The organism is Microlunatus sp. M237 (genome assembly GCF_056896895.1).
In genome coordinates this window covers 694,944-712,308 of the sequence record NZ_JBXHBL010000001.1, presented here as the reverse complement: position 1 = coordinate 712,308, position 17,365 = coordinate 694,944, and the positions used below count along the sequence as shown (strand labels likewise).

The following is a 17,365-nucleotide window of genomic DNA, read 5'->3' as shown; positions in this document are numbered from 1 at the left end:
GATTTGAATTCATGAGTACTTCAGAGAAGGCGCGGCCGAGCCGTCGCTCGAACCTGCTCGGTGACCGCCGCGGATCGTACGCCATTGCGCGTCAGGTCCGGGTGTCGCCGACCAAGGCCCGCCGGGTCATCGACCTCGTGCGTGGGATGGACGTCAATGACGCCCTGGTCACGCTCAAGTTCGCCCCGCAGGCCGCGAGTGACCCGGTCTACAAGGTCCTGGCCAGCGCCGTGGCCAACGCCCAGACCACCGACAACCTGCGCGTCGAGGAGCTCTACGTCTCCCAGGCGTTCGTGGACGAGGGCATGACCATGCGTCGTATCCGTCCGCGGGCCAAGGGCAGCGCGAGCCGCATCCTCAAGCGGTCCAGCCACATCACGGTCGTCGTGGAACCCAAAGAGAACAAGGAGGCCTGAGCATGGGTCAGAAGATCAATCCTCATGGCTTCCGCCTCGGGATCACCACTGATCACAAGAGCCGTTGGTACGCCGACAAGCTCTACTCGTCCTACGTGGGCGAGGACGTCAAGATCCGCGCGCTGCTGGTCAAGGGCCTCGAGCGCGCCGGCATCTCCAGCGTCGAGATCGAGCGCACCCGTGACCGGGTCCGCGTCGACATCTACACCGCCCGCCCGGGCATCGTCATCGGCCGCAACGGCGCCGAGGCGGAGCGCGTGCGCGGCGAGCTGGAGAAGCTCACCGGCAAGCAGGTGCAGCTGAACATCCTCGAGGTGAAGAACCCCGAGATCGACGCGCAGCTGGTCGCCCAGGGCGTCGCCGAGCAGCTCGGCTCCCGCGTGGCCTTCCGGCGCGCGATGCGCAAGGCTCAGCAGACCGCGATGCGGTCCGGTGCCCAGGGCATCCGGATCCAGTGCTCGGGTCGTCTGGGTGGCGCTGAGATGAGCCGTTCGGAGTTCTACCGCGAAGGTCGCGTCCCGCTGCACACGCTGCGCGCCGACATCGACTACGGCTTCTACGAGGCCCGGACGAACTTCGGCCGGATCGGCGTGAAGGTCTGGATCTACAAGGGCGACGTCTCTGGCACCCGCGCTGAGCGCGCTGCCCAGAAGGCCGCTCGCAACGCAGCCGGCGGCAACCGTCGTCCGAGCCGGGGCGGTCGTCCCGAGCGCGGCGACCGTGGCGCGGCTCGCCCGGAGCGCGGAGGTCGGCGTCGCGCCGACGCCGCCGCCGAGGCTCCTACCGCTGGTGCGCCCGAGGCTGCACCGGCAACCGAGACTGCAGCACAGGAGGCCTGAGTCATGTTGGTTCCCCGTCGTGTGAAGTTCCGCAAGCAGCACCACCCGACCCGTCGCGGTGCTGCCAAGGGCGGCACGAGCCTGTCGTTCGGCGACTACGGCATCCAGTCCCTGGAAGCCACGTACCTGACGAACCGACAGATCGAGTCGGCTCGTATCGCGATGACCCGTCACATCAAGCGTGGTGGAAAGGTGTGGATCAACGTCTACCCCGACCGCCCGCTGACCAAGAAGCCTGCCGAGACCCGGATGGGTTCCGGTAAAGGTTCGCCCGAGTGGTGGATCGCGAACATCAAGCCCGGCCGGGTGCTCTTCGAGCTGTCCGGTGTGACCGAGGAAGTGGCCCGTGAGGCCATGCGGCTCGCAATCCACAAGTTGCCCATGAAGGCGCGCTTCATCAAGCGCGAAGCAGGTGAGATCTGATGGCGAAGACAGCATCCGCCGGTGAGCTGCGTGGCCTGAGCCGCGCCGAGCTCAACACCAAGGTGGTCGAGTTGAAGGAAGAGCTGTTCAACCTGCGCTTCCAGTCCGCCACCGGCCAGCTCACGAAGCCGAGCCGGCTCCGCGAGGTCCGCAAGGACATCGCGCGGATCTACACCGTGCTGCAGGAGCGCAACCTCGGCATCGTGGACGACCCCGACCTCGAAGATGCAGCTGAAGAAGTGAAGGCCTGAACATGAGTGAGTCCGTGAACGAAACCGCAGCCGTCCGTGGCCGCCGCAAGGTCCGTGAGGGCTACGTGGTGAGTGACAAGATGGACAAGACAGTCGTCGTGGCCGTCGAGGACCGGGTGAAGCACAAGCTCTACGGCAAGGTGCTCCGCCAGACCAGCAAGCTCAAGGCCCATGACGAGAGCAACAGCGCCGGCATCGGCGACCGCGTGATCGTCATGGAGACCCGGCCGCTGAGCGCCACCAAGCGCTGGCGCCTGGTCGAGATCCTCGAAAAGGCCAAGTAACACCACCCCACTAGTTCCACCAGGCTTCGGATCCGACCACCTCGGTGACGAAGAACCAGTGAGACAACCAGGAGAAATCAGATGATCCAGCAGGAGTCGCGACTCAAGGTCGCCGACAACACGGGGGCCAAGGAAATCTTGTGCATCCGTGTCCTCGGCGGCTCCGGTCGCCGCTACGCCGGCATCGGCGACGTCATCGTCGCCACCGTGAAGGACGCGATCCCCGGTGGCAACGTCAAGAAGGGCGAAGTCGTCAAGGCCGTCGTGGTCCGTACCGTCAAGGAGCGCCGCCGCGCTGACGGTTCATATATCAAGTTCGACGAGAACGCCGCCGTCATCCTCAAGACCGACGGCGAGCCCCGTGGAACCCGTATCTTCGGCCCGGTCGGCCGTGAGCTGCGCGAGAAGCGCTTCATGCGCATCATCTCGCTCGCACCCGAGGTGATCTGAGATGGCACAGAACAAGCTGCACGTCGTCAAGGGCGACAAGGTGAAGGTCATCGCCGGCAAGGACAAGGGCCTGGTCGGCGAGGTCATCGCCGTCCACCCCGAGCGCCACAAGGTGACGGTCTCCGGCGTGAACATCGTCAAGCGTCACCTGCGCGACACCTCGGCTCAGCCGCAGGGTCGCTCGACCACCAAGGGCGGGATCGTCGCCTCCGAGGCCCCGATCCACGCTTCCAACGTCCAGCTGGTCGTCAAGAACGACGCCGGCGATGAGGTTGTCACCCGGGTGGGTTACAACCGCGTCGAGGTGACCAAGCGTCGCCCCGACGGTTCGGAGTACAAGGCCTTCCGTAGCGTCCGCATCGCCACGAAGACCGGAGAGGAGATCTGATGAGCACCGCTTCCGCAGAGAAGACCCAGTCCACCGGGTCCAACGCGCCGCGGCTCAAGCAGCGCTATCGCGACGAGATCGCCCCCGCCCTGCGCGAGGAGTTCAAGCACGCGAACATCATGCAGGTCCCCGGTCTGGTCAAGGTCGTCGTCAACATGGGCGTCGGCGAGGCTGCTCGCGACTCCAAGCTGATCGACGGCGCCATCCGCGACCTGACCACGATCACCGGTCAGAAGCCACAGGTGACCAAGGCTCGCAAGTCCATCGCCCAGTTCAAGCTGCGTGAGGGCATGCCGATCGGCTGCCACGTCACGCTGCGCGGCGACCGGATGTGGGAGTTCGCCGACCGTCTGCTGACGCTGGCCCTGCCCCGTATCCGTGACTTCCGTGGCCTGTCGCCCAAGCAGTTCGACGGGCGCGGCAACTACACCTTCGGTCTCAACGAGCAGGTCATGTTCCACGAGATCAACCAGGACAAGATCGACCGGACCCGCGGCATGGACATCACCTTCGTGACGTCGGCCACGAACGACGACGAGGGGCGGGCGCTGCTGCGGCACCTCGGCTTCCCGTTCCAGCAGAACTGAGGCAGGGAGAACCGATATGGCAAAGACAGCACTGAAGGTCAAGCAGTCCCGCAAGCCGAAGTTCGCCGTGCAGGGGTACACCCGCTGCCAGCGCTGCGGCCGGCCCCGCTCGGTCTTCCGCAAGTTCGGCCTGTGCCGGATCTGCCTGCGCTCGATGGCGCACAAGGGCGAGCTGCCCGGCATCACCAAGTCCTCCTGGTGAGCTGCTCATCTCTGACTCGGTGAGCTCGCGCTCGCACTCGACATCCACAGATCATCTCGACACTGATCAAAACCCGCTGAAGGTCCGCACTGCGGAAACCACGGTGAGAAAGAGGCTCAACCAGCCATGACCATGACAGACCCCATCGCGGACATGCTCACCCGTCTGCGCAACGCCAACCAGGCGTACCACGACGTGGCGACCATGCCGCACAGCAAGATCAAGGTCGGCATCGCCGAGATCCTCACCTCCGAGGGCTACATCGCCAGCTACGCGGTGAACGAGCCCGCCGAGGGTGAGGTCGGCAAGACCTTGTCCATCACGCTCAAGTACGGCCAGAACCGTGAGCGCTCCATCGCCGGCGTACGCCGTATCTCCAAGCCGGGCCTTCGGGTCTACGCGAAGTCGACAGCGCTGCCCAAGGTCCTCGGTGGCCTCGGCATCGCGATCATCTCGACCTCGCAGGGCCTGCTGACCGACCGCCAGGCGCACTACAAGTCCGTGGGCGGCGAAGTCATCGCCTACGTCTGGTAATCGGACGAGACGAAGAGAGGAACAGGCACAACATGTCACGCATTGGCAAACTTCCGATCGCGGTCCCGTCCGGTGTTGAGATCACACTCGAGGGTCAGCAGGTATCGGTGAAGGGCCCGAAGGGCACCCTGCAGCACAAGATCGCTGAGCCGATCACGATCGCGCACGCCGACAACGGCGAGCTCGAGGTCCGTCGGCCCAACGACGACCGGATCAGCAAGTCGCTGCACGGTCTGACCCGGACCCTGGTCTCCAACATGGTCACCGGCGTCACCGCAGGCTATGAGAAGAAGCTCGAGATCGTGGGCGTGGGCTACCGCGTCTTGTCGAAGGGTCCGACTGAGCTGGAGTTCTCGCTCGGTTACAGCCACTCGATCACGGTCAAGGCTCCCGAAGGCATCACCTTCACCGTCGAAGCGCCCACCCGGTTCTCGGTCCAGGGCATCGACAAGCAGCAGGTTGGCGAAGTGGCTGCGAACATTCGCAAGCTTCGCAAGCCCGAGCCCTACAAGGGCAAGGGTGTTCGATACGCGGGTGAGCACATCCGCCGCAAGGTCGGAAAGGCTGGTAAGTGACCATGGCTGTTTCTCTGGCTTCACGCAAGGGCATGGCGGCGAAGACGGCCTCCCGGCTGCGTCGGCAGATCCGCGTCCGCAAGAAGGTCTTCGGTGCTCCCGAGCGTCCGCGGCTGGTGGTCTCCAAGTCCGCCAAGCACATCTCGGCTCAGGTGATCGACGACACGCTCGGACGTACGCTGGTGTCGGCCTCCACGATGGAGACCGCGCTGCGCACCGCCGAGGGTGACAAGACGGCCAAGGCGAAGCAGGTCGGCGAGAACCTCGCCGCCCGCGCCAAGGCTGCCGGGATCGAGAACGTGGTCTTCGACCGCGCCGGTCACAAGTACCACGGCCGCATCGCGGCGCTGGCCGACGGCGCCCGCTCCGGCGGTCTGGGATTCTGATGAGCACCTCGAACGAAAGTAGGAAAGTCCGATGAGTGGAACGCAACGCCGCACTGGCGGCGGCACGGGCGCTGGCGGCGGAGACCGTCGCGGCGGCGGTCGCGACGGTGGACGTGGCGGCGCCCAGGAGAAGAGCAACTACATCGAGCGTGTCGTCGCGATCAACCGCGTCGCCAAGGTCGTCAAGGGTGGTCGGCGCTTCAGCTTCACCGCGCTCGTCGTAGTCGGTGACGGTGACGGCACCGTCGGTGTCGGCTACGGCAAGGCCAAAGAGGTGCCCGCGGCGATCGCCAAGGGCGTCGAGGAGGCCAAGAAGGCCTTCTTCCGGGTTCCCCGGATCCAGGGCACCATCCCGCACCCCGTCCAGGGCGAGAAGGCTGCCGGTGTCGTGATGCTGCGTCCGGCTTCGCCCGGTACCGGCGTCATCGCCGGTGGCTCGGCCCGCGCGGTGCTCGAGTGCGCCGGTGTGCACGATGTGCTCGCCAAGTCACTCGGTTCGGCCAACGCCATCAACGTCGTGCATGCGACGGTTGAGGCGCTGCAGAGCCTGGAGGAGCCCGAGGCCGTGGCGAAGCGCCGTGGGAAGTCCGTCGAGGACGTCACCCCCGCCGCGATCCTGCGTGCTCGTGCAGAGGTGGCTTCCTGATGGCCCGCCTCAAGGTCAGCCAGATCCGGTCCGGCATCGGCGGCAAGCAGAACCAGCGCAACACGCTGCGGACGCTTGGCCTGAAGCGGATCGGTGACGTGGCTGTCAAGGAAGATCGTCCAGAAATCCGAGGAATGCTCGCTACGGTGCAGCACCTGATCACCGTTGAGGAGGTCGACTGACATGGCACTGAAGGTTCATCACCTCCGTCCCGCGCCAGGCGCCAAGACAGCCAAGACCCGTGTGGGTCGAGGCGAAGGCTCCAAGGGCAAGACTGCCGGCCGGGGCACCAAGGGCTCTAAGGCCCGCAACAACATCCCCGAGAACTTCGAGGGTGGCCAGATGCCGCTGCACATGCGGACTCCGAAGCTGCGCGGGTTCAAGAACCCGTTCCGCACGGAATACCAGATCGTCAACCTCGACAAGCTGTCAGCCCTCTTCCCCGAGGGTGGCAACGTCGAGGTGGCCGACCTGGTCGCGGCCGGCGCCGTCCGGCCCGGTCATCTGGTCAAGGTCCTCGGCACCGGTGAGATCTCCGTCGCTGTCCAGGTGAGCGCGAACGCGTTCTCCGGCAGCGCCAAGGAGAAGATCGCGGCTGCCGGAGGATCCACCACCGAGATCTGAGTCCGAGAAGCTGTCGTTTGCCGACCAGGGGCGTGCTCGTATCGCGAGCCGCCCCTCGTCTGCTCTCGGGGCTGACTCCCCGGTTCCGCAGCACCTCCCGGCCCTCCGGTCGGGCGTCGGCACTTCTGCCCGGCGTCGTCGGAGAAGATGCTGAGGGCGACGGGTGCTTGATACAGTTCAGCGGTTCCCGGCGGCGGGCGAGCACTGCCCCCGACGCCTGGTCCCCGAACCCTTCGGGGCAATCAAGAAGGAAGAGAGGCCGCCGTGCTGGCCGCGTTCGCTAACGCATTCCGGAGCCCGGACCTGAGGAAGAAGATCTTCTTCACGCTTGGCATCCTGGCGATCTTCCGGTTGGGCTCCATCATCCCGACCCCCAATGTCAACGTCCGTCAGGTCGACTTCTGCCTCACCCAGGCGACCTCGGGGGATCAGCAGGGTCTCTACTCGCTGATCAACCTGTTCTCCGGTGGTGCGCTGCTCCAGCTGGCGATCTTCGCGCTGGGGATCATGCCCTACATCACCGCGAGCATCATCTTGCAGCTGCTCACCGTGGTCATCCCGCGGTTGGAAGCGCTGAAGAAGGAAGGCCAGTCCGGCCAGACGAAGATCACTCAGTACACCCGGTACCTCACCTTGGTGCTGGCGGTGCTGAACTCCACCGCGTTCGTCACGCTCGCGGTCAACGACCGGCTCTTCACCGGCTGCACCGGCCTTGTCTACGACAAGGGCGTGTTCCCCGTCATCGTCATGATCCTGACCATGACCGCCGGCACCAGCGTCATCATGTGGCTCGGTGAGCTCATCACCGAGCGCGGCGTCGGCAACGGCATGTCGGTGATGATTTTCACCCAGATCGCGGCCACGTTCCCCAGCGCGTTGTGGAGCCTCAAGGTGGCCCGCCCGGGCTCGCAGGGATGGGTCGTCTTCCTGCTCGTCATCGCCCTCGGCCTGGTCGTGATGGCCGGCGTCATCTTCATCGAGCAGTCCCAGCGCCGGATCCCGGTCCAGTACGCCAAGCGGATGGTTGGGCGCCGGATGTTCGGCGGGTCCAGCACCTACATCCCCATCAAGGTCAACCAGGCCGGCGTCATCCCCGTCATCTTCGCCTCGTCGCTGCTCTACCTGCCGGCGCTGTACGCCCAGTTCCGCCCTGAGTCGCGCGCCTCGGCCTGGATCCAGGCGAACTTCATCCAAGGTGACCACCCGGTCTACATGATCAGCTTCTTCCTGCTGATCGTCTTCTTCGCCTACTTCTACGTCGCCATCACGTTCAACCCGAACGAGGTCGCCGACAACATGAAGAAGTACGGCGGCTTCATCCCCGGCATCCGCGCCGGCAAGCCGACCGAGGACTACCTCGCGTTCGTGCTGTCGCGGCTGACCTTCCCGGGTGCGCTGTACCTGGGCCTGATCGCGCTGCTGCCCTCGGTGGCGTTCATCTTCTTGAACGCGAACCAGAACTTCCCGTTCGGCGGCACCTCGATCCTCATCATCGTCGGTGTGGGGCTGGACACGGTCAAGCAGATCGAGAGCCAGCTCCAGCAACGCAACTACGAAGGGTTTCTGCGCTGATGAGACTTCTGATCATGGGTCCGCCCGGAGCCGGCAAGGGGACGCAGGCGAAGCTGATCGGCTCGCACTACGGCATCCCGGCCATCTCCACCGGTGACATCTTCCGGGCCAACGTGGCTGCCGAGACGCCGCTGGGCTTGAAGGTCAAGCAGATCATGGCCGATGGCGGGTATGTCGGTGACGACATCACCAACGAGATCGTCGCCAACCGGCTGACCGAACCGGACGCGGAGGTGGGGTTCCTGCTGGACGGGTACCCGCGCACGCTCGGCCAGGTCGACGCGCTGGACTCGGTGCTCAAGCAGCACCAGCACTCTCTGGACGCGGTCATCTCGCTGCAGGCCGAGGTGGACGAGGTCGTGGAGCGGCTGCATAAGCGTGCCCAGATCGAGGGCCGCGATGACGACAGCGTCGACGCGATCCGCAAGCGGCAGCAGGTGTACGCCGACGAGACCTCGCCGTTGCTGCACGTCTACCGCGACCGGGGTCTGCTGGTCGAGGTCGATGGTCTGGGCTCGGTGTCTGAGGTGTCGGAGCGCATCTTCGCCGCCCTCGACGCCCACCACGCCTAAGGCACCCGGTGCCTGTGTTCGGCTCCCGCGGCGTCGAGATCAAGACGCCTGACCAGCTGCGCCAGATGCGCCGTGCCGGTCTGGTCGTCGCCCAGGCGCTGTCGGCTGCCGCGGCCGCCGTACGCCCCGGTGTCACCACTGCGGACCTGGACGCGGTCGCCGCGGACGTCATCGCCTCCGCCGGCGCCGTCCCCTCGTTCCTGGACTACGGCTCGGTCCGCGGGCACGGCGGCTTCCCCGGGGTCATCTGCGTCTCGGTCAACGACGAGGTCGTGCATGGGATCCCGGGCGGGCGGGTGCTGGTCGAGGGCGACCTGGTCTCGATCGACTGCGGCGCGATCGTGGACGGCTGGCACGGCGACTCCGCCCGGACCGTCTTCGTCGGGGAGCCGTCCCCGGCGGCGGCAGCCCTCAGCGAGGCGACCCGGACCGCCATGTGGCGCGGCATCGCGGCGGCCACTCTCGGCGGCCATGTCGGTGATATCTCCGCTGCGGTGGAGGCGTACGTTCGCTCGCTTCCGGGCGGCTACGGCATCGTCGAGGAGTACGTCGGCCACGGCATCGGCTCCGCCATGCACCAGCCGCCGGACGTACCCAATCTCGGCCGTCGTGGCCGAGGTCCGAAGATCGTCGAGGGCCTGGCCCTGGCGATCGAGCCGATGCTGACCCTCGGCGACCCGGCCAACGACGTGCTGGACGACGACTGGACGGTGGTGACCACCGACGGCTCGCTGGCCTGCCACTGGGAGCACACGATGACCGTCACCCGGACCGGCACCTGGGTGCTGACCGCCGAGGACGGTGGCGAAGAGGCGCTGACGGCGTTGGGCGTACCGTTCGGCCCGCTCGCTGACTGAGCCCTGACGTCGGGCACCCGCTGCCGGTGGGAGCGGACGCCGTCGGGGCGATGGCCCGGTGCACCTGGCCGGGCGTGGCGATCCTAGAGTGGGGCGGTGACCAACCCGCGCTATCCGCAGACTCGCCGATCCGACCTGGTGGAGGACCTGCACGGCCGCCAGATCGCGGACCCCTACCGCTGGCTCGAGGACCCGGACTCGCTGGAGACCGTCGACTGGGTCCGGCGGCAGAACGAGGTGACCGATGCTCAGCTGGCCGCGCTCGAGACCCGTGACTGGTTCAGCACGACGATGGCCGCCATCCTGCACCGCCCTCGCGCGGGAGTGCCGGTGCGGCACGCAGGTCACTATTTCGTCAGCCGTAACGACGGCAACCAGAACCAGGATGTCTGGTATGTCGCCGACGGCGTGTCGGAGCTGGTCGACGGTGGCCGGGTGGTGGTGGACCCGAACACCTTCTCCCCTGACGGCACCACCTCACTGAGCCGGTTCGCGGTCAGCCCCGACGGCCGCTGCTTCGCCTACACCCGCAGCGAGGGCGGCAGTGACTGGCAGTCCTTCCACCTGCTCGATCTGGACACGCAGCAACCGGTCGAGGACACCCCGATCCAGACCAAGTTCTCGGCGCCGATGTGGCTGCCCGACTCCTCGTCCTACCTCTACAACGACTTCCCGCACACGGGCCACGCCGCCGGCACCCAGACCACGGCGCTGGGCGGCGCGCAGCTCAAGCTGCACCGGGTGGGGGAGCCGCAGGAGGCCGACGAGGTCATCATGGAGTTCCCCGACAACGACCAGCTGATGTTTTGGACCGAGCTGTCGCACGACGACCGCTACGTGCTGGCCTCGATCGTCGAAGGCACCGAGAACCGCAACCGCGTCTGGGTGTACCCGGTGGAACAGGTCGGGGGGCGCAGCACGCTCGGATCGCCGCTCAAGCTGGTCGACGAGCCGCTGGCCGAGTTCGCGTTCATCCGCTCCGCGGGGACACGGCTGTTCTTCCAGACCGACCTCGACGCGCCCCGCGGACGGGTGGTGTCGGTCGACCTGGCCACCGCCCAGTCCGGTGAGGTGGAGTTCGCTGAGGTGCTCGCGGAGCAGGAGACGACCCTGCTGCAGGTGCAGGCGGTGGGGAGCACCCTGGTCGCGGTGACCCTGCAGGATGCGCAGCCGGTGGTCACCGTCCACGACCTGGAGGGGGAGCGGCTCCGGGTGCTCGACGTCGTCGGTGGATCCCTGGTCGGCATCTTCGGCGACCCGGACTCCCCGGAAGGATTCCTCGGGATGTCCTCGGTCACCACACCGACGTTGGCCTATCGGTTCGACACCGACACCGGGGTGACCGAGCAGCTGACAGGGCTGGTGCGGGGCACCGCGACCGACTTCGTCGCGCCGGAGGTGACGATGGAGCGTCGGCGGGCGACCAGCAAGGACGGCACCGAGGTCCCGTACTTCCTGATCAGCGCAGTCGACACCGATCTGTCCCGGCCGCAGCCCACCCTGCTCTACGGGTACGGCGGCTTCAAGATCCCGGTGCTGGCCGACTACCGGCCCGGGTGGTCGGCCTGGCTGGCCGCCGGCGGCGTGCTCGCCATCGCCAACCTCCGCGGCGGCGGGGAGTACGGCACCGAGTGGTATGACGCCGGTCGGCTCACGGCCAAGCAGAACGTCTTCGACGACTTCATCGCCGTCGGTGACCACCTGGTCGAGTCGAAGGTCACCACCAACGCCCAGCTGGCGATCCATGGCCGCAGCAACGGTGGGCTTCTCGTCGGGGCGGTGATGACCCAGCGGCCCGACCTCGCGGCGGTGGCGCTGCCCATGGTCGGGGTGCTCGACCTGCTTCGCTTCCACAAGTTCACCATCGGTGCGGCGTGGATCTCCGACTACGGCAACCCCGACGTGGAGGCGGAGTTCCTCGACGCGCTGGCCTATTCGCCACTGCACAACGTGGCCATCGGCACCGCCTATCCGGCGACGCTGGTGATGACCGGGGACCACGACGACCGGGTGGTGCCGCTGCACAGCCACAAGTTCGCCGCCGCGCTGCAGTACGCCCAGGCCGGCGGCGCGCCGGTCCTGGCGCGAATCGAGGTGGCCACCGGCCACGGGATGGGCAAGCCGACGGCGATGGTGGCTGCGGAGTGGGCCGACCTGCTTGCCTTCGCCGCCGAGCACACCGGCCTGCGGCCCCGCTAACGGCGTTCCTGAGCGGCCCGGGGGAGTCAGGCGGGCATCTTGGTGTACATCACCTCCCAGGCGTGGCCGTCGGGGTCGGCGAAGCTGCCGCCATACATCGGGCCGTCCTCCAAGATGTCCTTCCACGGTGTGCCGCCGTGGGTCAGGGCCCGCCCCACCAGCTCGTCGACCTCCTCGCGGCTGTGGGCGGACAGGCAGTGAACGACCTCGGTGCGGCCGGGGTCGTTCAGGACCTGGCCGCGAACGAAGCTCGCGAAGCGCGCCTCGGTCAGCACCATCACGAAGATCTCGTCCGAGATGACGACGCAGGCGCACTGGTCGTCGCTGAACGCGGGGTTGAGGCTGAAGCCCAGTCCGGCGTAGAAGGCCTTCGACGCCTCCAGGTCCGAGGCGGGGAGGTTGATGAAGATCATCCGGTTCATGGTCGTCCTCGGTGTGCGCTCGGCGGTGGAGCTGCGCCGGATGGCGCCGCCCTCGCTGGAAAGACCGCGAAACTGTCGCGATGTCATCGGCAGAGGCGGTAGTTTCCTGACATGACCGCAGTGCTGACCGAGGACACCTTCCTCTCGCTGGTGGAGCCGATGCGGGGCGAGCTGACCGCCCACTGCTATCGGATGTCCGGCTCGGTGCATGACGCGCAGGATCTGGTGCAAGAGACCTACCTGCGGGCCTGGCGCGCCTTCCACGGGTTCGAGCAGCGCTCGTCGCTACGGACCTGGATGTATTCGATCGCCACCAATGTGTGCCTGACCGCCCTGCAGGGCAAGGACCGTCGTCCGATGCCGACCGGACTCGGCCAGCCGCAGTCCGACCCGTCGGGGCGGCTCGAGCGGAGCCACGAGATCAGCTGGCTGGAGCCGGTGCCGGACGCCGTGGTGTGGGGCGGGGAGGCCAACGACCCGGCGGCCGAGGTGGTGGCCCGTGACAGCGTGCGGCTGGCATTCGTGTCGGCCCTTCAGCATCTGACGCCGCAGCAGCGGGCGGTGCTCATCTTCCGCGACGTGCTGGCCTGGCAGGCCAGCGAGGTGGCCGCGGAGCTGGGCACCAGCGTGGCCGCGGTGAACAGCACCTTGCAGCGGGCCCGGGCCCACGTCGCCCGGCTGTCCCCGGACGAGCAGCCGGAGCTGCCCGCAGACGACCCGCGCGCCCAGGAGATGCTCAAGCGCTACGTCGCCGCCTTCGAGAGCTATGACGTGGCGGAGATCGTCTCGCTGCTCACCGAGGACGCCGTCTGGGAGATGCCGCCGTTCACCAGCTGGTATCGCGGGGCAGCCGCCATCGGCACGGTGATCAAGACGAACTGCCCGGCGAGCGGCCCCGGCGACATGAAGATGCTCCCCACCTCGGCCAACGGTGGTCCGGCGGTCGCGATGTATATGCGTGACGAGGAGGGCGTCCACCGTGCCTTCCAGCTCCAGCACCTTCAGCTGACCGCCACGGGAGTGTCGCACGTTGCTGCGTTCTTCGACCTCGAGCTCTTCGACACCTTCGGGTTGCCGCGGGTTCTTCCCGACTGAGGCCGGTGCCCAGGTTCGGCGCCGGGGACCCGGGATCCGAGCCCTCGGCGGGTACGCTGGTCCGCGTGACCGACCTGCCGATCTCTTCGCCGTACCGGAGCACCCCGGACGCCCCGGTGACCGAGGCGGAGCGCGACCAGCTGAGCTCACGGCTGAACACCGCTTTCACCGAAGGGATGCTGGACGCCGACGACTACCGCAACCGGCTGGACCGGCTGTTCGCCGCGGAGCGGATGGGTGAGCTGGTCCCCGTCGTCACCGGGCTGCCGCCGCTGCAGACCTACGACAGTCCTGCCATCGTGGCGTCCACGGGCGGTCGACCCGGGGAGCTCACCGAGGCCCGCAACGGCGGCGGTCTGACCCTGGTCGGCGTCGCCACCGTCGCTGGGGTGCTGGTCCTGCTGGCGATCGTGCTGATCGTGGTGGTCAGCCTCGCCTGATTGCGCCGAAGGTGGCTGAGCATCCTGATTCGGAGCCGCAGCTGGCGCAGATGGGTCGGCTCGCGCGTGATCTTTCCCACCGATGAATAATTGGCAGCTCGTCTCGCCGCGCAGATAAACTGCTCCGGTGCCCCGGCAACACATCACTCAGCAGAAGATCGCTGAGCACGTTCAGCGACTGGGTGAGCTGTATCCGCCGGTCCCGCTCGACTCCGTGGACCGGACGATCCACCGGCCCGACCTGGTGCAGCAGCGCTTCGGCCATGTCATCGACTACCTCGCCCGGGTGGAGCTGGAGGTCGACCGCAACGTGCTCGAGCTGCTGGTGCTGCTGCCCGACGTGGACGACACGAACAAGACGTTCTACGCCGACGTCTGGCAGCCGCAGGAGATCCAGCACGGGCTGATCCTCGACCGGCTGCAGATGGACCTGGGCCGGTCGGCGGCCGAGCCGCACCTGGACATCTCTTTCAAGATCAAGGTGCTGGGTGCGCTGGCGAGCCTGAAGCCGATCCAGGACGTGGCCAAGCTGCTCTATTTCCTCACCGGTGCCAGCACCGAGCGGCAGGCCGTGCTGGCCTACAACCAGCTGAACGCCGGGCTGAAGGAGCTGGGGGAGACCGCGATCAGCGAGACGATCATCACCCCGATCAAGCAGCAGGAGCCCGGGCACTTCGCCTTCTATCAGATGTCAGCCACCGCGATGATCCAGGACAAGGTGCTGCGTCCCTGGCAGCTGTTCCTGGCCAGGGTGCTGCGCGAGAAGTCGTACGGGCTGGTGGGCACCAACGGGATGGACCGCTACAAGGCGGACATGGGCGGCGTGATCAAGGACCTGGGCATCGACGCCGATCTGGAGGGCTACGCCCGTGAGGTGGGTCGGGTGGAGAGCCGGCTGCTGTGGGCGCACAAGCAAGGGATGGACTTCCCGCCTTACATCCTCTCGGCGCTGCGCGACAGTGTGGAGCTCTACCACGAGCGCGGCCTCGACTCGACGGTGGTCTGAGATGGCTGCCGACGAGACCCGGGCGGTCGAGATCCGTGGCGATGCCATCCGGCTCGGCCAGCTGCTGAAGCTGGCCGATCTGGTCGAGCAGGGCTCCGATGCCAAGGTGTTGCTGGCGGACGGGGCGGTACGGGTCAACGGTGAGGTCGAGAGCCGCCGGGGCCGGCAGCTGGTCAGCGGCGACGTGGTCGAGGTCGCCGGTACGTCGGTCCGTATCGCCTAGACCGACCTGCCGGGGCGTGCCTCGGCGAGGCACATCACCGGGCCCGGTGGCCGGGAGGGCAGGATAACCCAGGGATTTGGGTGATGCGCGCATCTGGCGTAGCATTGCCTGTCGGCCATCTATGTCGGTGGTGCGATGTTTCATGCAGTCAACAGATTGAGAGTTCATGGCGAAGAAAGAGGGCGCGCTCGAACTGGAGGGCACCGTCGTAGAGGCTCTGCCCAACGCGATGTTCCGCGTTGAGCTGGCCAACGGGCACAAGGTGCTGGCCACGATCAGTGGCAAGATGCGGCAGCACTACATCCGCATCCTTCCGGCCGACCGGGTCGTCGTCGAGCTGTCGGCTTACGACCTGACTCGCGGACGCATCGTCTACCGGCACAAGTAGCCGGCCGTAACCATCCATTCCTGCTCGGGACGCGCCAGTGGTGTGCCCCGGACTTCGATTCAGAAAGAAGCTCGATGAAGGTTCAGCCGAGCGTCAAGAAGATCTGCGACAAGTGCAAGGTGATCCGCCGGCACGGTCGCGTGATGGTGATCTGCGAGAACCCGCGCCACAAGCAGCGTCAGGGCTGAGTCCCTCCGCCGCTCGGGCACGATCTCGCACCACCCGGAGCCTCGACACGGGGCTCCTCGAAAAAGTGTGACCGCAAGGCCGGGTTCGCCCGGTCCCACCCTCGGACGAAGGCCGAGGCCCCGTTGGGAGCTCAGAGCTCGCCAAGGCGAACGGGGACGCGTCACGCCAGACACCTTCGCGATCCACCGCCTGCAGACCAGGCCGGATCGAAACATTGAAAGGTAGTACCGCCTGATGGCACGCCTCATTGGTGTCGATCTCCCGCGCGACAAGCGTCTCGAGGTCGCACTCACCTACATCTTCGGCGTGGGACGTACCCGCGCTCTGGAGACCCTGGAGGCCACTCAGATCAGTGGCGACCTCCGTGTTCACCAACTCAACGACGACCATCTGGTTGCCCTGCGCGACTGGATCGAAGCCAACTACCAGGTTGAGGGCGACCTCCGCCGTGAAGTTGCTTCGGACATCCGTCGCAAGGTCGAGATCGGCTCCTACCAAGGACGCCGCCACCGCAGTGGCTTGCCCGTTCGGGGCCAGCGCACCCGCACCAACGCACGCGGCCGCAAGGGCGCGCGCAAACCAGTCGCCGGCAAGAAGAAGGCCAAGTAGTCCGTCGCGACCACTTGACCTGAACCCGAGAACTCCAGGAGAAGCAAAAGACTTATGGCTACTGCAGGCCGCAACACCCGTGCCACCAAGGTGCGCCGCAAAGAGAAGAAGAACGTGGTCGCCGGCCACGCTCACATCAAGAGCACGTTCAACAACACCGTCATCTCGATCACCGATCCGACCGGTGCTGTGATCGCGTGGGCCTCTGCCGGCACCGTCGGTTTCAAGGGCTCCCGCAAGTCCACGCCGTTCGCCGCGCAGATGGCAGCTGAGGCTGCCGGCCGTCGCGCGATGGAGCATGGCATGAAGCGCGTCGACGTGTTCGTCAAGGGCCCGGGTTCGGGTCGCGAGACCGCAATCCGCTCGCTCGGTGCGGTCGGCCTCGAAGTGGGCGCGATCTCCGATGTCACCCCTGTCCCTCACAACGGCTGCCGCCCGCCCAAGCGCCGCCGCGTCTGATCTGAACACGAAGAGGACTTAGAAACCATGGCTCGCTATACAGGTCCCATGACCAAGAAGTCGCGTCGACTGGGTGTTGACCTGGTCGGTGGCGACAAGGCGTTCGAGCGCCGTCCCTACCCGCCCGGCGTCCACGGCAAGGGCCGTACCAAGGACTCCGAGTACGCCCTCCAGCAGCGCGAGAAGCAGAAGGCCCGCTTCTCCTACGGTGTGCTGGAGAAGCAGTTCCGTCGTTACTACGAGGAGGCGAACCGTCTCCAGGGCAAGACCGGTGACAACCTGCTGCAGATCCTCGAGTCCCGCCTCGACAACGTGGTCTACCGCGCCGGTCTGGCACGGACCCGTCGTCAGGCTCGTCAGTTCGTCGGGCACGGTCACTTCCTCGTCAACGGCAAGAAGGTCAACATTCCGTCGTACCGGGTCAGCCCGCACGACGTCGTCGACCTGGCGCCGAAGGTGCTGGAGCAGACCCCGCACATCGTGAACCGTGAGACCCACGGCGAGCGGGATGTGCCGGCCTGGCTGCAGGTTGTGCCGGAGCGCGGCCGGGTGTTCGTGCACTCGCTGCCGACCCGCCAGCAGATCGTGATCGACGTCCAGGAACAGCTGATCGTCGAGCTCTACTCCAAGTAAGCCGAAGAGGACCCGCTCCACGGGGCGGGTCCTCCTCACCTCCAGCCCGACCAGATGTCGGGCAGGGTTCACGTCGTCAAATAGTGGTCGACGTGG

General features: G+C 66.7%; 29 protein-coding genes. 28 read left to right on the top strand and 1 reads right to left on the bottom strand.

The features are described from left to right. Positions 1 to 11 precede the first annotated feature (11 nt). The 19 genes from rplV to AC1XX3_RS03265 all read left to right on the top strand — a co-directional run bounded on the left by rplV (position 12) and on the right by AC1XX3_RS03265 (position 11,805). Complete coding sequence (gene rplV / locus AC1XX3_RS03355; protein ID WP_483319661.1) at positions 12 to 416, top strand: 50S ribosomal protein L22; 405 nt, start codon at positions 12 to 14, stop codon at positions 414 to 416. A 2-nt stretch (positions 417 to 418) separates the two neighbouring features. After that, positions 419 to 1,255, top strand: coding sequence for a 30S ribosomal protein S3 (gene rpsC / locus AC1XX3_RS03350; RefSeq protein WP_483319660.1), 837 nt, complete (start codon positions 419 to 421; stop codon positions 1,253 to 1,255). A 3-nt stretch (positions 1,256 to 1,258) separates the two neighbouring features. Continuing rightward, a complete protein-coding gene (rplP, locus tag AC1XX3_RS03345) occupies positions 1,259 to 1,678 on the top strand; it encodes a 50S ribosomal protein L16 (protein ID WP_483319659.1) in 420 nt (139 codons plus the stop codon). Continuing rightward, positions 1,678 to 1,929 carry a 50S ribosomal protein L29 gene (rpmC, locus tag AC1XX3_RS03340; RefSeq protein ID WP_483319658.1) on the top strand — a complete coding sequence of 84 codons (252 nt, stop codon included), beginning with the start codon at positions 1,678 to 1,680 and terminating at the stop codon, positions 1,927 to 1,929. The genes rplP and rpmC overlap by 1 nt, the downstream gene beginning before the upstream one ends. A 2-nt stretch (positions 1,930 to 1,931) precedes the next feature. After that, positions 1,932 to 2,213, top strand: a complete 282-nt coding sequence (gene rpsQ, locus AC1XX3_RS03335) for a 30S ribosomal protein S17 (RefSeq protein ID WP_483319657.1) — start codon at positions 1,932 to 1,934, stop codon at positions 2,211 to 2,213. 81 nt (positions 2,214 to 2,294) lie between these two features. Beyond that, positions 2,295 to 2,663 (top strand): 50S ribosomal protein L14, encoded by a 369-nt coding sequence (rplN, locus tag AC1XX3_RS03330; RefSeq protein ID WP_483319656.1) that lies wholly within the window; start codon positions 2,295 to 2,297, stop codon positions 2,661 to 2,663. Between the two features lies 1 nt (position 2,664). Beyond that, positions 2,665 to 3,051: a 50S ribosomal protein L24 gene (rplX, locus tag AC1XX3_RS03325; protein WP_483319655.1), complete on the top strand. Its 387-nt coding sequence runs from the start codon at positions 2,665 to 2,667 to the stop codon at positions 3,049 to 3,051. Next, positions 3,051 to 3,638 carry a 50S ribosomal protein L5 gene (rplE, locus tag AC1XX3_RS03320; protein WP_483319654.1) on the top strand — a complete coding sequence of 196 codons (588 nt, stop codon included), beginning with the start codon at positions 3,051 to 3,053 and terminating at the stop codon, positions 3,636 to 3,638. Before rplX ends, rplE begins: the two co-directional genes overlap by 1 nt. A 16-nt stretch (positions 3,639 to 3,654) precedes the next feature. Then, positions 3,655 to 3,840, top strand: a complete 186-nt coding sequence (locus AC1XX3_RS03315; protein WP_483319653.1) for a type Z 30S ribosomal protein S14 — start codon at positions 3,655 to 3,657, stop codon at positions 3,838 to 3,840. A 126-nt stretch (positions 3,841 to 3,966) separates the two neighbouring features. Continuing rightward, positions 3,967 to 4,374, top strand: coding sequence for a 30S ribosomal protein S8 (gene rpsH / locus AC1XX3_RS03310; RefSeq protein ID WP_483319652.1), 408 nt, complete (start codon positions 3,967 to 3,969; stop codon positions 4,372 to 4,374). A 32-nt stretch (positions 4,375 to 4,406) separates the two neighbouring features. Next, positions 4,407 to 4,949, top strand: a complete 543-nt coding sequence (gene rplF, locus AC1XX3_RS03305) for a 50S ribosomal protein L6 (protein WP_483319651.1) — start codon at positions 4,407 to 4,409, stop codon at positions 4,947 to 4,949. A gap of 2 nt (positions 4,950 to 4,951) precedes the next feature. Beyond that, entirely contained in the window at positions 4,952 to 5,335 is a 384-nt protein-coding gene (gene rplR, locus AC1XX3_RS03300) for a 50S ribosomal protein L18 (protein ID WP_483319650.1), read from the top strand. 31 nt (positions 5,336 to 5,366) lie between these two features. Further along, positions 5,367 to 5,981, top strand: coding sequence for a 30S ribosomal protein S5 (rpsE, locus tag AC1XX3_RS03295; protein WP_483319649.1), 615 nt, complete (start codon positions 5,367 to 5,369; stop codon positions 5,979 to 5,981). Then, positions 5,981 to 6,163 (top strand): 50S ribosomal protein L30, encoded by a 183-nt coding sequence (rpmD, locus tag AC1XX3_RS03290; RefSeq protein ID WP_483319648.1) that lies wholly within the window; start codon positions 5,981 to 5,983, stop codon positions 6,161 to 6,163. Before rpsE ends, rpmD begins: the two co-directional genes overlap by 1 nt. Before the next feature lies 1 nt (position 6,164). Further along, complete coding sequence (rplO, locus tag AC1XX3_RS03285; protein WP_483319647.1) at positions 6,165 to 6,605, top strand: 50S ribosomal protein L15; 441 nt, start codon at positions 6,165 to 6,167, stop codon at positions 6,603 to 6,605. A gap of 264 nt (positions 6,606 to 6,869) precedes the next feature. Then, positions 6,870 to 8,177: a preprotein translocase subunit SecY gene (gene secY / locus AC1XX3_RS03280; protein WP_483319646.1), complete on the top strand. Its 1,308-nt coding sequence runs from the start codon at positions 6,870 to 6,872 to the stop codon at positions 8,175 to 8,177. Then, positions 8,177 to 8,749 (top strand): adenylate kinase, encoded by a 573-nt coding sequence (locus AC1XX3_RS03275; RefSeq protein ID WP_483319645.1) that lies wholly within the window; start codon positions 8,177 to 8,179, stop codon positions 8,747 to 8,749. Before secY ends, AC1XX3_RS03275 begins: the two co-directional genes overlap by 1 nt. A 14-nt stretch (positions 8,750 to 8,763) precedes the next feature. Beyond that, on the top strand, positions 8,764 to 9,606 hold the full coding sequence (gene map, locus AC1XX3_RS03270) for a type I methionyl aminopeptidase (protein WP_483320203.1): 843 nt from the start codon (positions 8,764 to 8,766) through the stop codon (positions 9,604 to 9,606). A 96-nt stretch (positions 9,607 to 9,702) separates the two neighbouring features. Next, positions 9,703 to 11,805, top strand: a complete 2,103-nt coding sequence (locus tag AC1XX3_RS03265) for a prolyl oligopeptidase family serine peptidase (RefSeq protein WP_483319644.1) — start codon at positions 9,703 to 9,705, stop codon at positions 11,803 to 11,805. Positions 11,806 to 11,831: 26 nt separating this feature from the next. Here the strand turns inward: AC1XX3_RS03265 and AC1XX3_RS03260 are convergent, their stop codons facing one another. Continuing rightward, positions 11,832 to 12,314: a VOC family protein gene (locus tag AC1XX3_RS03260; RefSeq protein WP_483319643.1), complete on the bottom strand. Its 483-nt coding sequence runs from the start codon at positions 12,312 to 12,314 to the stop codon at positions 11,832 to 11,834. 24 nt (positions 12,315 to 12,338) lie between these two features. Here AC1XX3_RS03260 and AC1XX3_RS03255 point away from each other — a divergent pair, with 24 nt between their 5' ends. From AC1XX3_RS03255 to rpsD, 9 genes are all read left to right on the top strand, one after another. Continuing rightward, complete coding sequence (locus AC1XX3_RS03255) at positions 12,339 to 13,322, top strand: sigma-70 family RNA polymerase sigma factor (protein WP_483319642.1); 984 nt, start codon at positions 12,339 to 12,341, stop codon at positions 13,320 to 13,322. Between the two features lie 65 nt (positions 13,323 to 13,387). Next, a complete protein-coding gene (locus AC1XX3_RS03250; RefSeq protein ID WP_483319641.1) occupies positions 13,388 to 13,762 on the top strand; it encodes a DUF1707 SHOCT-like domain-containing protein in 375 nt (124 codons plus the stop codon). 127 nt (positions 13,763 to 13,889) lie between these two features. After that, on the top strand, positions 13,890 to 14,768 hold the full coding sequence (locus tag AC1XX3_RS03245; RefSeq protein ID WP_483319640.1) for a GTP-binding protein LepA: 879 nt from the start codon (positions 13,890 to 13,892) through the stop codon (positions 14,766 to 14,768). 1 nt (position 14,769) lies between these two features. Further along, the gene (locus AC1XX3_RS03240; RefSeq protein WP_483319639.1) at positions 14,770 to 14,991 is read left to right on the top strand and encodes an RNA-binding S4 domain-containing protein; all 222 of its coding nucleotides are present in this window, start codon (positions 14,770 to 14,772) and stop codon (positions 14,989 to 14,991) included. 166 nt (positions 14,992 to 15,157) lie between these two features. Further along, the gene (gene infA / locus AC1XX3_RS03235; RefSeq protein ID WP_091075514.1) at positions 15,158 to 15,379 is read left to right on the top strand and encodes a translation initiation factor IF-1; all 222 of its coding nucleotides are present in this window, start codon (positions 15,158 to 15,160) and stop codon (positions 15,377 to 15,379) included. A 74-nt stretch (positions 15,380 to 15,453) separates the two neighbouring features. Then, positions 15,454 to 15,567, top strand: coding sequence for a 50S ribosomal protein L36 (rpmJ, locus tag AC1XX3_RS03230; protein WP_020575560.1), 114 nt, complete (start codon positions 15,454 to 15,456; stop codon positions 15,565 to 15,567). Between the two features lie 235 nt (positions 15,568 to 15,802). Next, the gene (gene rpsM, locus AC1XX3_RS03225; RefSeq protein ID WP_483319638.1) at positions 15,803 to 16,177 is read left to right on the top strand and encodes a 30S ribosomal protein S13; all 375 of its coding nucleotides are present in this window, start codon (positions 15,803 to 15,805) and stop codon (positions 16,175 to 16,177) included. 54 nt (positions 16,178 to 16,231) lie between these two features. Then, the gene (gene rpsK / locus AC1XX3_RS03220) at positions 16,232 to 16,636 is read left to right on the top strand and encodes a 30S ribosomal protein S11 (RefSeq protein ID WP_483319637.1); all 405 of its coding nucleotides are present in this window, start codon (positions 16,232 to 16,234) and stop codon (positions 16,634 to 16,636) included. A 27-nt stretch (positions 16,637 to 16,663) separates the two neighbouring features. After that, a complete protein-coding gene (gene rpsD, locus AC1XX3_RS03215; RefSeq protein ID WP_483319636.1) occupies positions 16,664 to 17,269 on the top strand; it encodes a 30S ribosomal protein S4 in 606 nt (201 codons plus the stop codon). Positions 17,270 to 17,365: the final 96 nt, after the last annotated feature.

What these genes read in the sequence shown, in the direction of transcription:
- infA (WP_091075514.1), top strand. Translation starts at nt 15,158, where the DNA reads ATGGCGAAGAAAGAGGGCGCGCTCGAACTGGAGGGCACCGTCGTAGAG.
- rpsE (WP_483319649.1), top strand. Translation starts at nt 5,367, where the DNA reads ATGAGTGGAACGCAACGCCGCACTGGCGGCGGCACGGGCGCTGGCGGC.
- rpmJ (WP_020575560.1), top strand. Translation starts at nt 15,454, where the DNA reads ATGAAGGTTCAGCCGAGCGTCAAGAAGATCTGCGACAAGTGCAAGGTG.
- rpmD (WP_483319648.1), top strand. Translation starts at nt 5,981, where the DNA reads ATGGCCCGCCTCAAGGTCAGCCAGATCCGGTCCGGCATCGGCGGCAAG.
- AC1XX3_RS03240 (WP_483319639.1), top strand. Translation starts at nt 14,770, where the DNA reads ATGGCTGCCGACGAGACCCGGGCGGTCGAGATCCGTGGCGATGCCATC.
- rpsH (WP_483319652.1), top strand. Translation starts at nt 3,967, where the DNA reads ATGACCATGACAGACCCCATCGCGGACATGCTCACCCGTCTGCGCAAC.
- rpsQ (WP_483319657.1), top strand. Translation starts at nt 1,932, where the DNA reads ATGAGTGAGTCCGTGAACGAAACCGCAGCCGTCCGTGGCCGCCGCAAG.
- rpsM (WP_483319638.1), top strand. Translation starts at nt 15,803, where the DNA reads ATGGCACGCCTCATTGGTGTCGATCTCCCGCGCGACAAGCGTCTCGAG.
- rplF (WP_483319651.1), top strand. Translation starts at nt 4,407, where the DNA reads ATGTCACGCATTGGCAAACTTCCGATCGCGGTCCCGTCCGGTGTTGAG.
- rpsK (WP_483319637.1), top strand. Translation starts at nt 16,232, where the DNA reads ATGGCTACTGCAGGCCGCAACACCCGTGCCACCAAGGTGCGCCGCAAA.
- rplO (WP_483319647.1), top strand. Translation starts at nt 6,165, where the DNA reads ATGGCACTGAAGGTTCATCACCTCCGTCCCGCGCCAGGCGCCAAGACA.
- AC1XX3_RS03275 (WP_483319645.1), top strand. Translation starts at nt 8,177, where the DNA reads ATGAGACTTCTGATCATGGGTCCGCCCGGAGCCGGCAAGGGGACGCAG.
- AC1XX3_RS03315 (WP_483319653.1), top strand. Translation starts at nt 3,655, where the DNA reads ATGGCAAAGACAGCACTGAAGGTCAAGCAGTCCCGCAAGCCGAAGTTC.
- rpsD (WP_483319636.1), top strand. Translation starts at nt 16,664, where the DNA reads ATGGCTCGCTATACAGGTCCCATGACCAAGAAGTCGCGTCGACTGGGT.
- rplX (WP_483319655.1), top strand. Translation starts at nt 2,665, where the DNA reads ATGGCACAGAACAAGCTGCACGTCGTCAAGGGCGACAAGGTGAAGGTC.
- rpmC (WP_483319658.1), top strand. Translation starts at nt 1,678, where the DNA reads ATGGCGAAGACAGCATCCGCCGGTGAGCTGCGTGGCCTGAGCCGCGCC.
- rplN (WP_483319656.1), top strand. Translation starts at nt 2,295, where the DNA reads ATGATCCAGCAGGAGTCGCGACTCAAGGTCGCCGACAACACGGGGGCC.
- AC1XX3_RS03255 (WP_483319642.1), top strand. Translation starts at nt 12,339, where the DNA reads ATGACCGCAGTGCTGACCGAGGACACCTTCCTCTCGCTGGTGGAGCCG.
- rplR (WP_483319650.1), top strand. Translation starts at nt 4,952, where the DNA reads ATGGCTGTTTCTCTGGCTTCACGCAAGGGCATGGCGGCGAAGACGGCC.
- AC1XX3_RS03260 (WP_483319643.1), bottom strand. Translation starts at nt 12,314, where the DNA reads ATGACATCGCGACAGTTTCGCGGTCTTTCCAGCGAGGGCGGCGCCATC.
- rplE (WP_483319654.1), top strand. Translation starts at nt 3,051, where the DNA reads ATGAGCACCGCTTCCGCAGAGAAGACCCAGTCCACCGGGTCCAACGCG.
- rplP (WP_483319659.1), top strand. Translation starts at nt 1,259, where the DNA reads ATGTTGGTTCCCCGTCGTGTGAAGTTCCGCAAGCAGCACCACCCGACC.
- rpsC (WP_483319660.1), top strand. Translation starts at nt 419, where the DNA reads ATGGGTCAGAAGATCAATCCTCATGGCTTCCGCCTCGGGATCACCACT.
- rplV (WP_483319661.1), top strand. Translation starts at nt 12, where the DNA reads ATGAGTACTTCAGAGAAGGCGCGGCCGAGCCGTCGCTCGAACCTGCTC.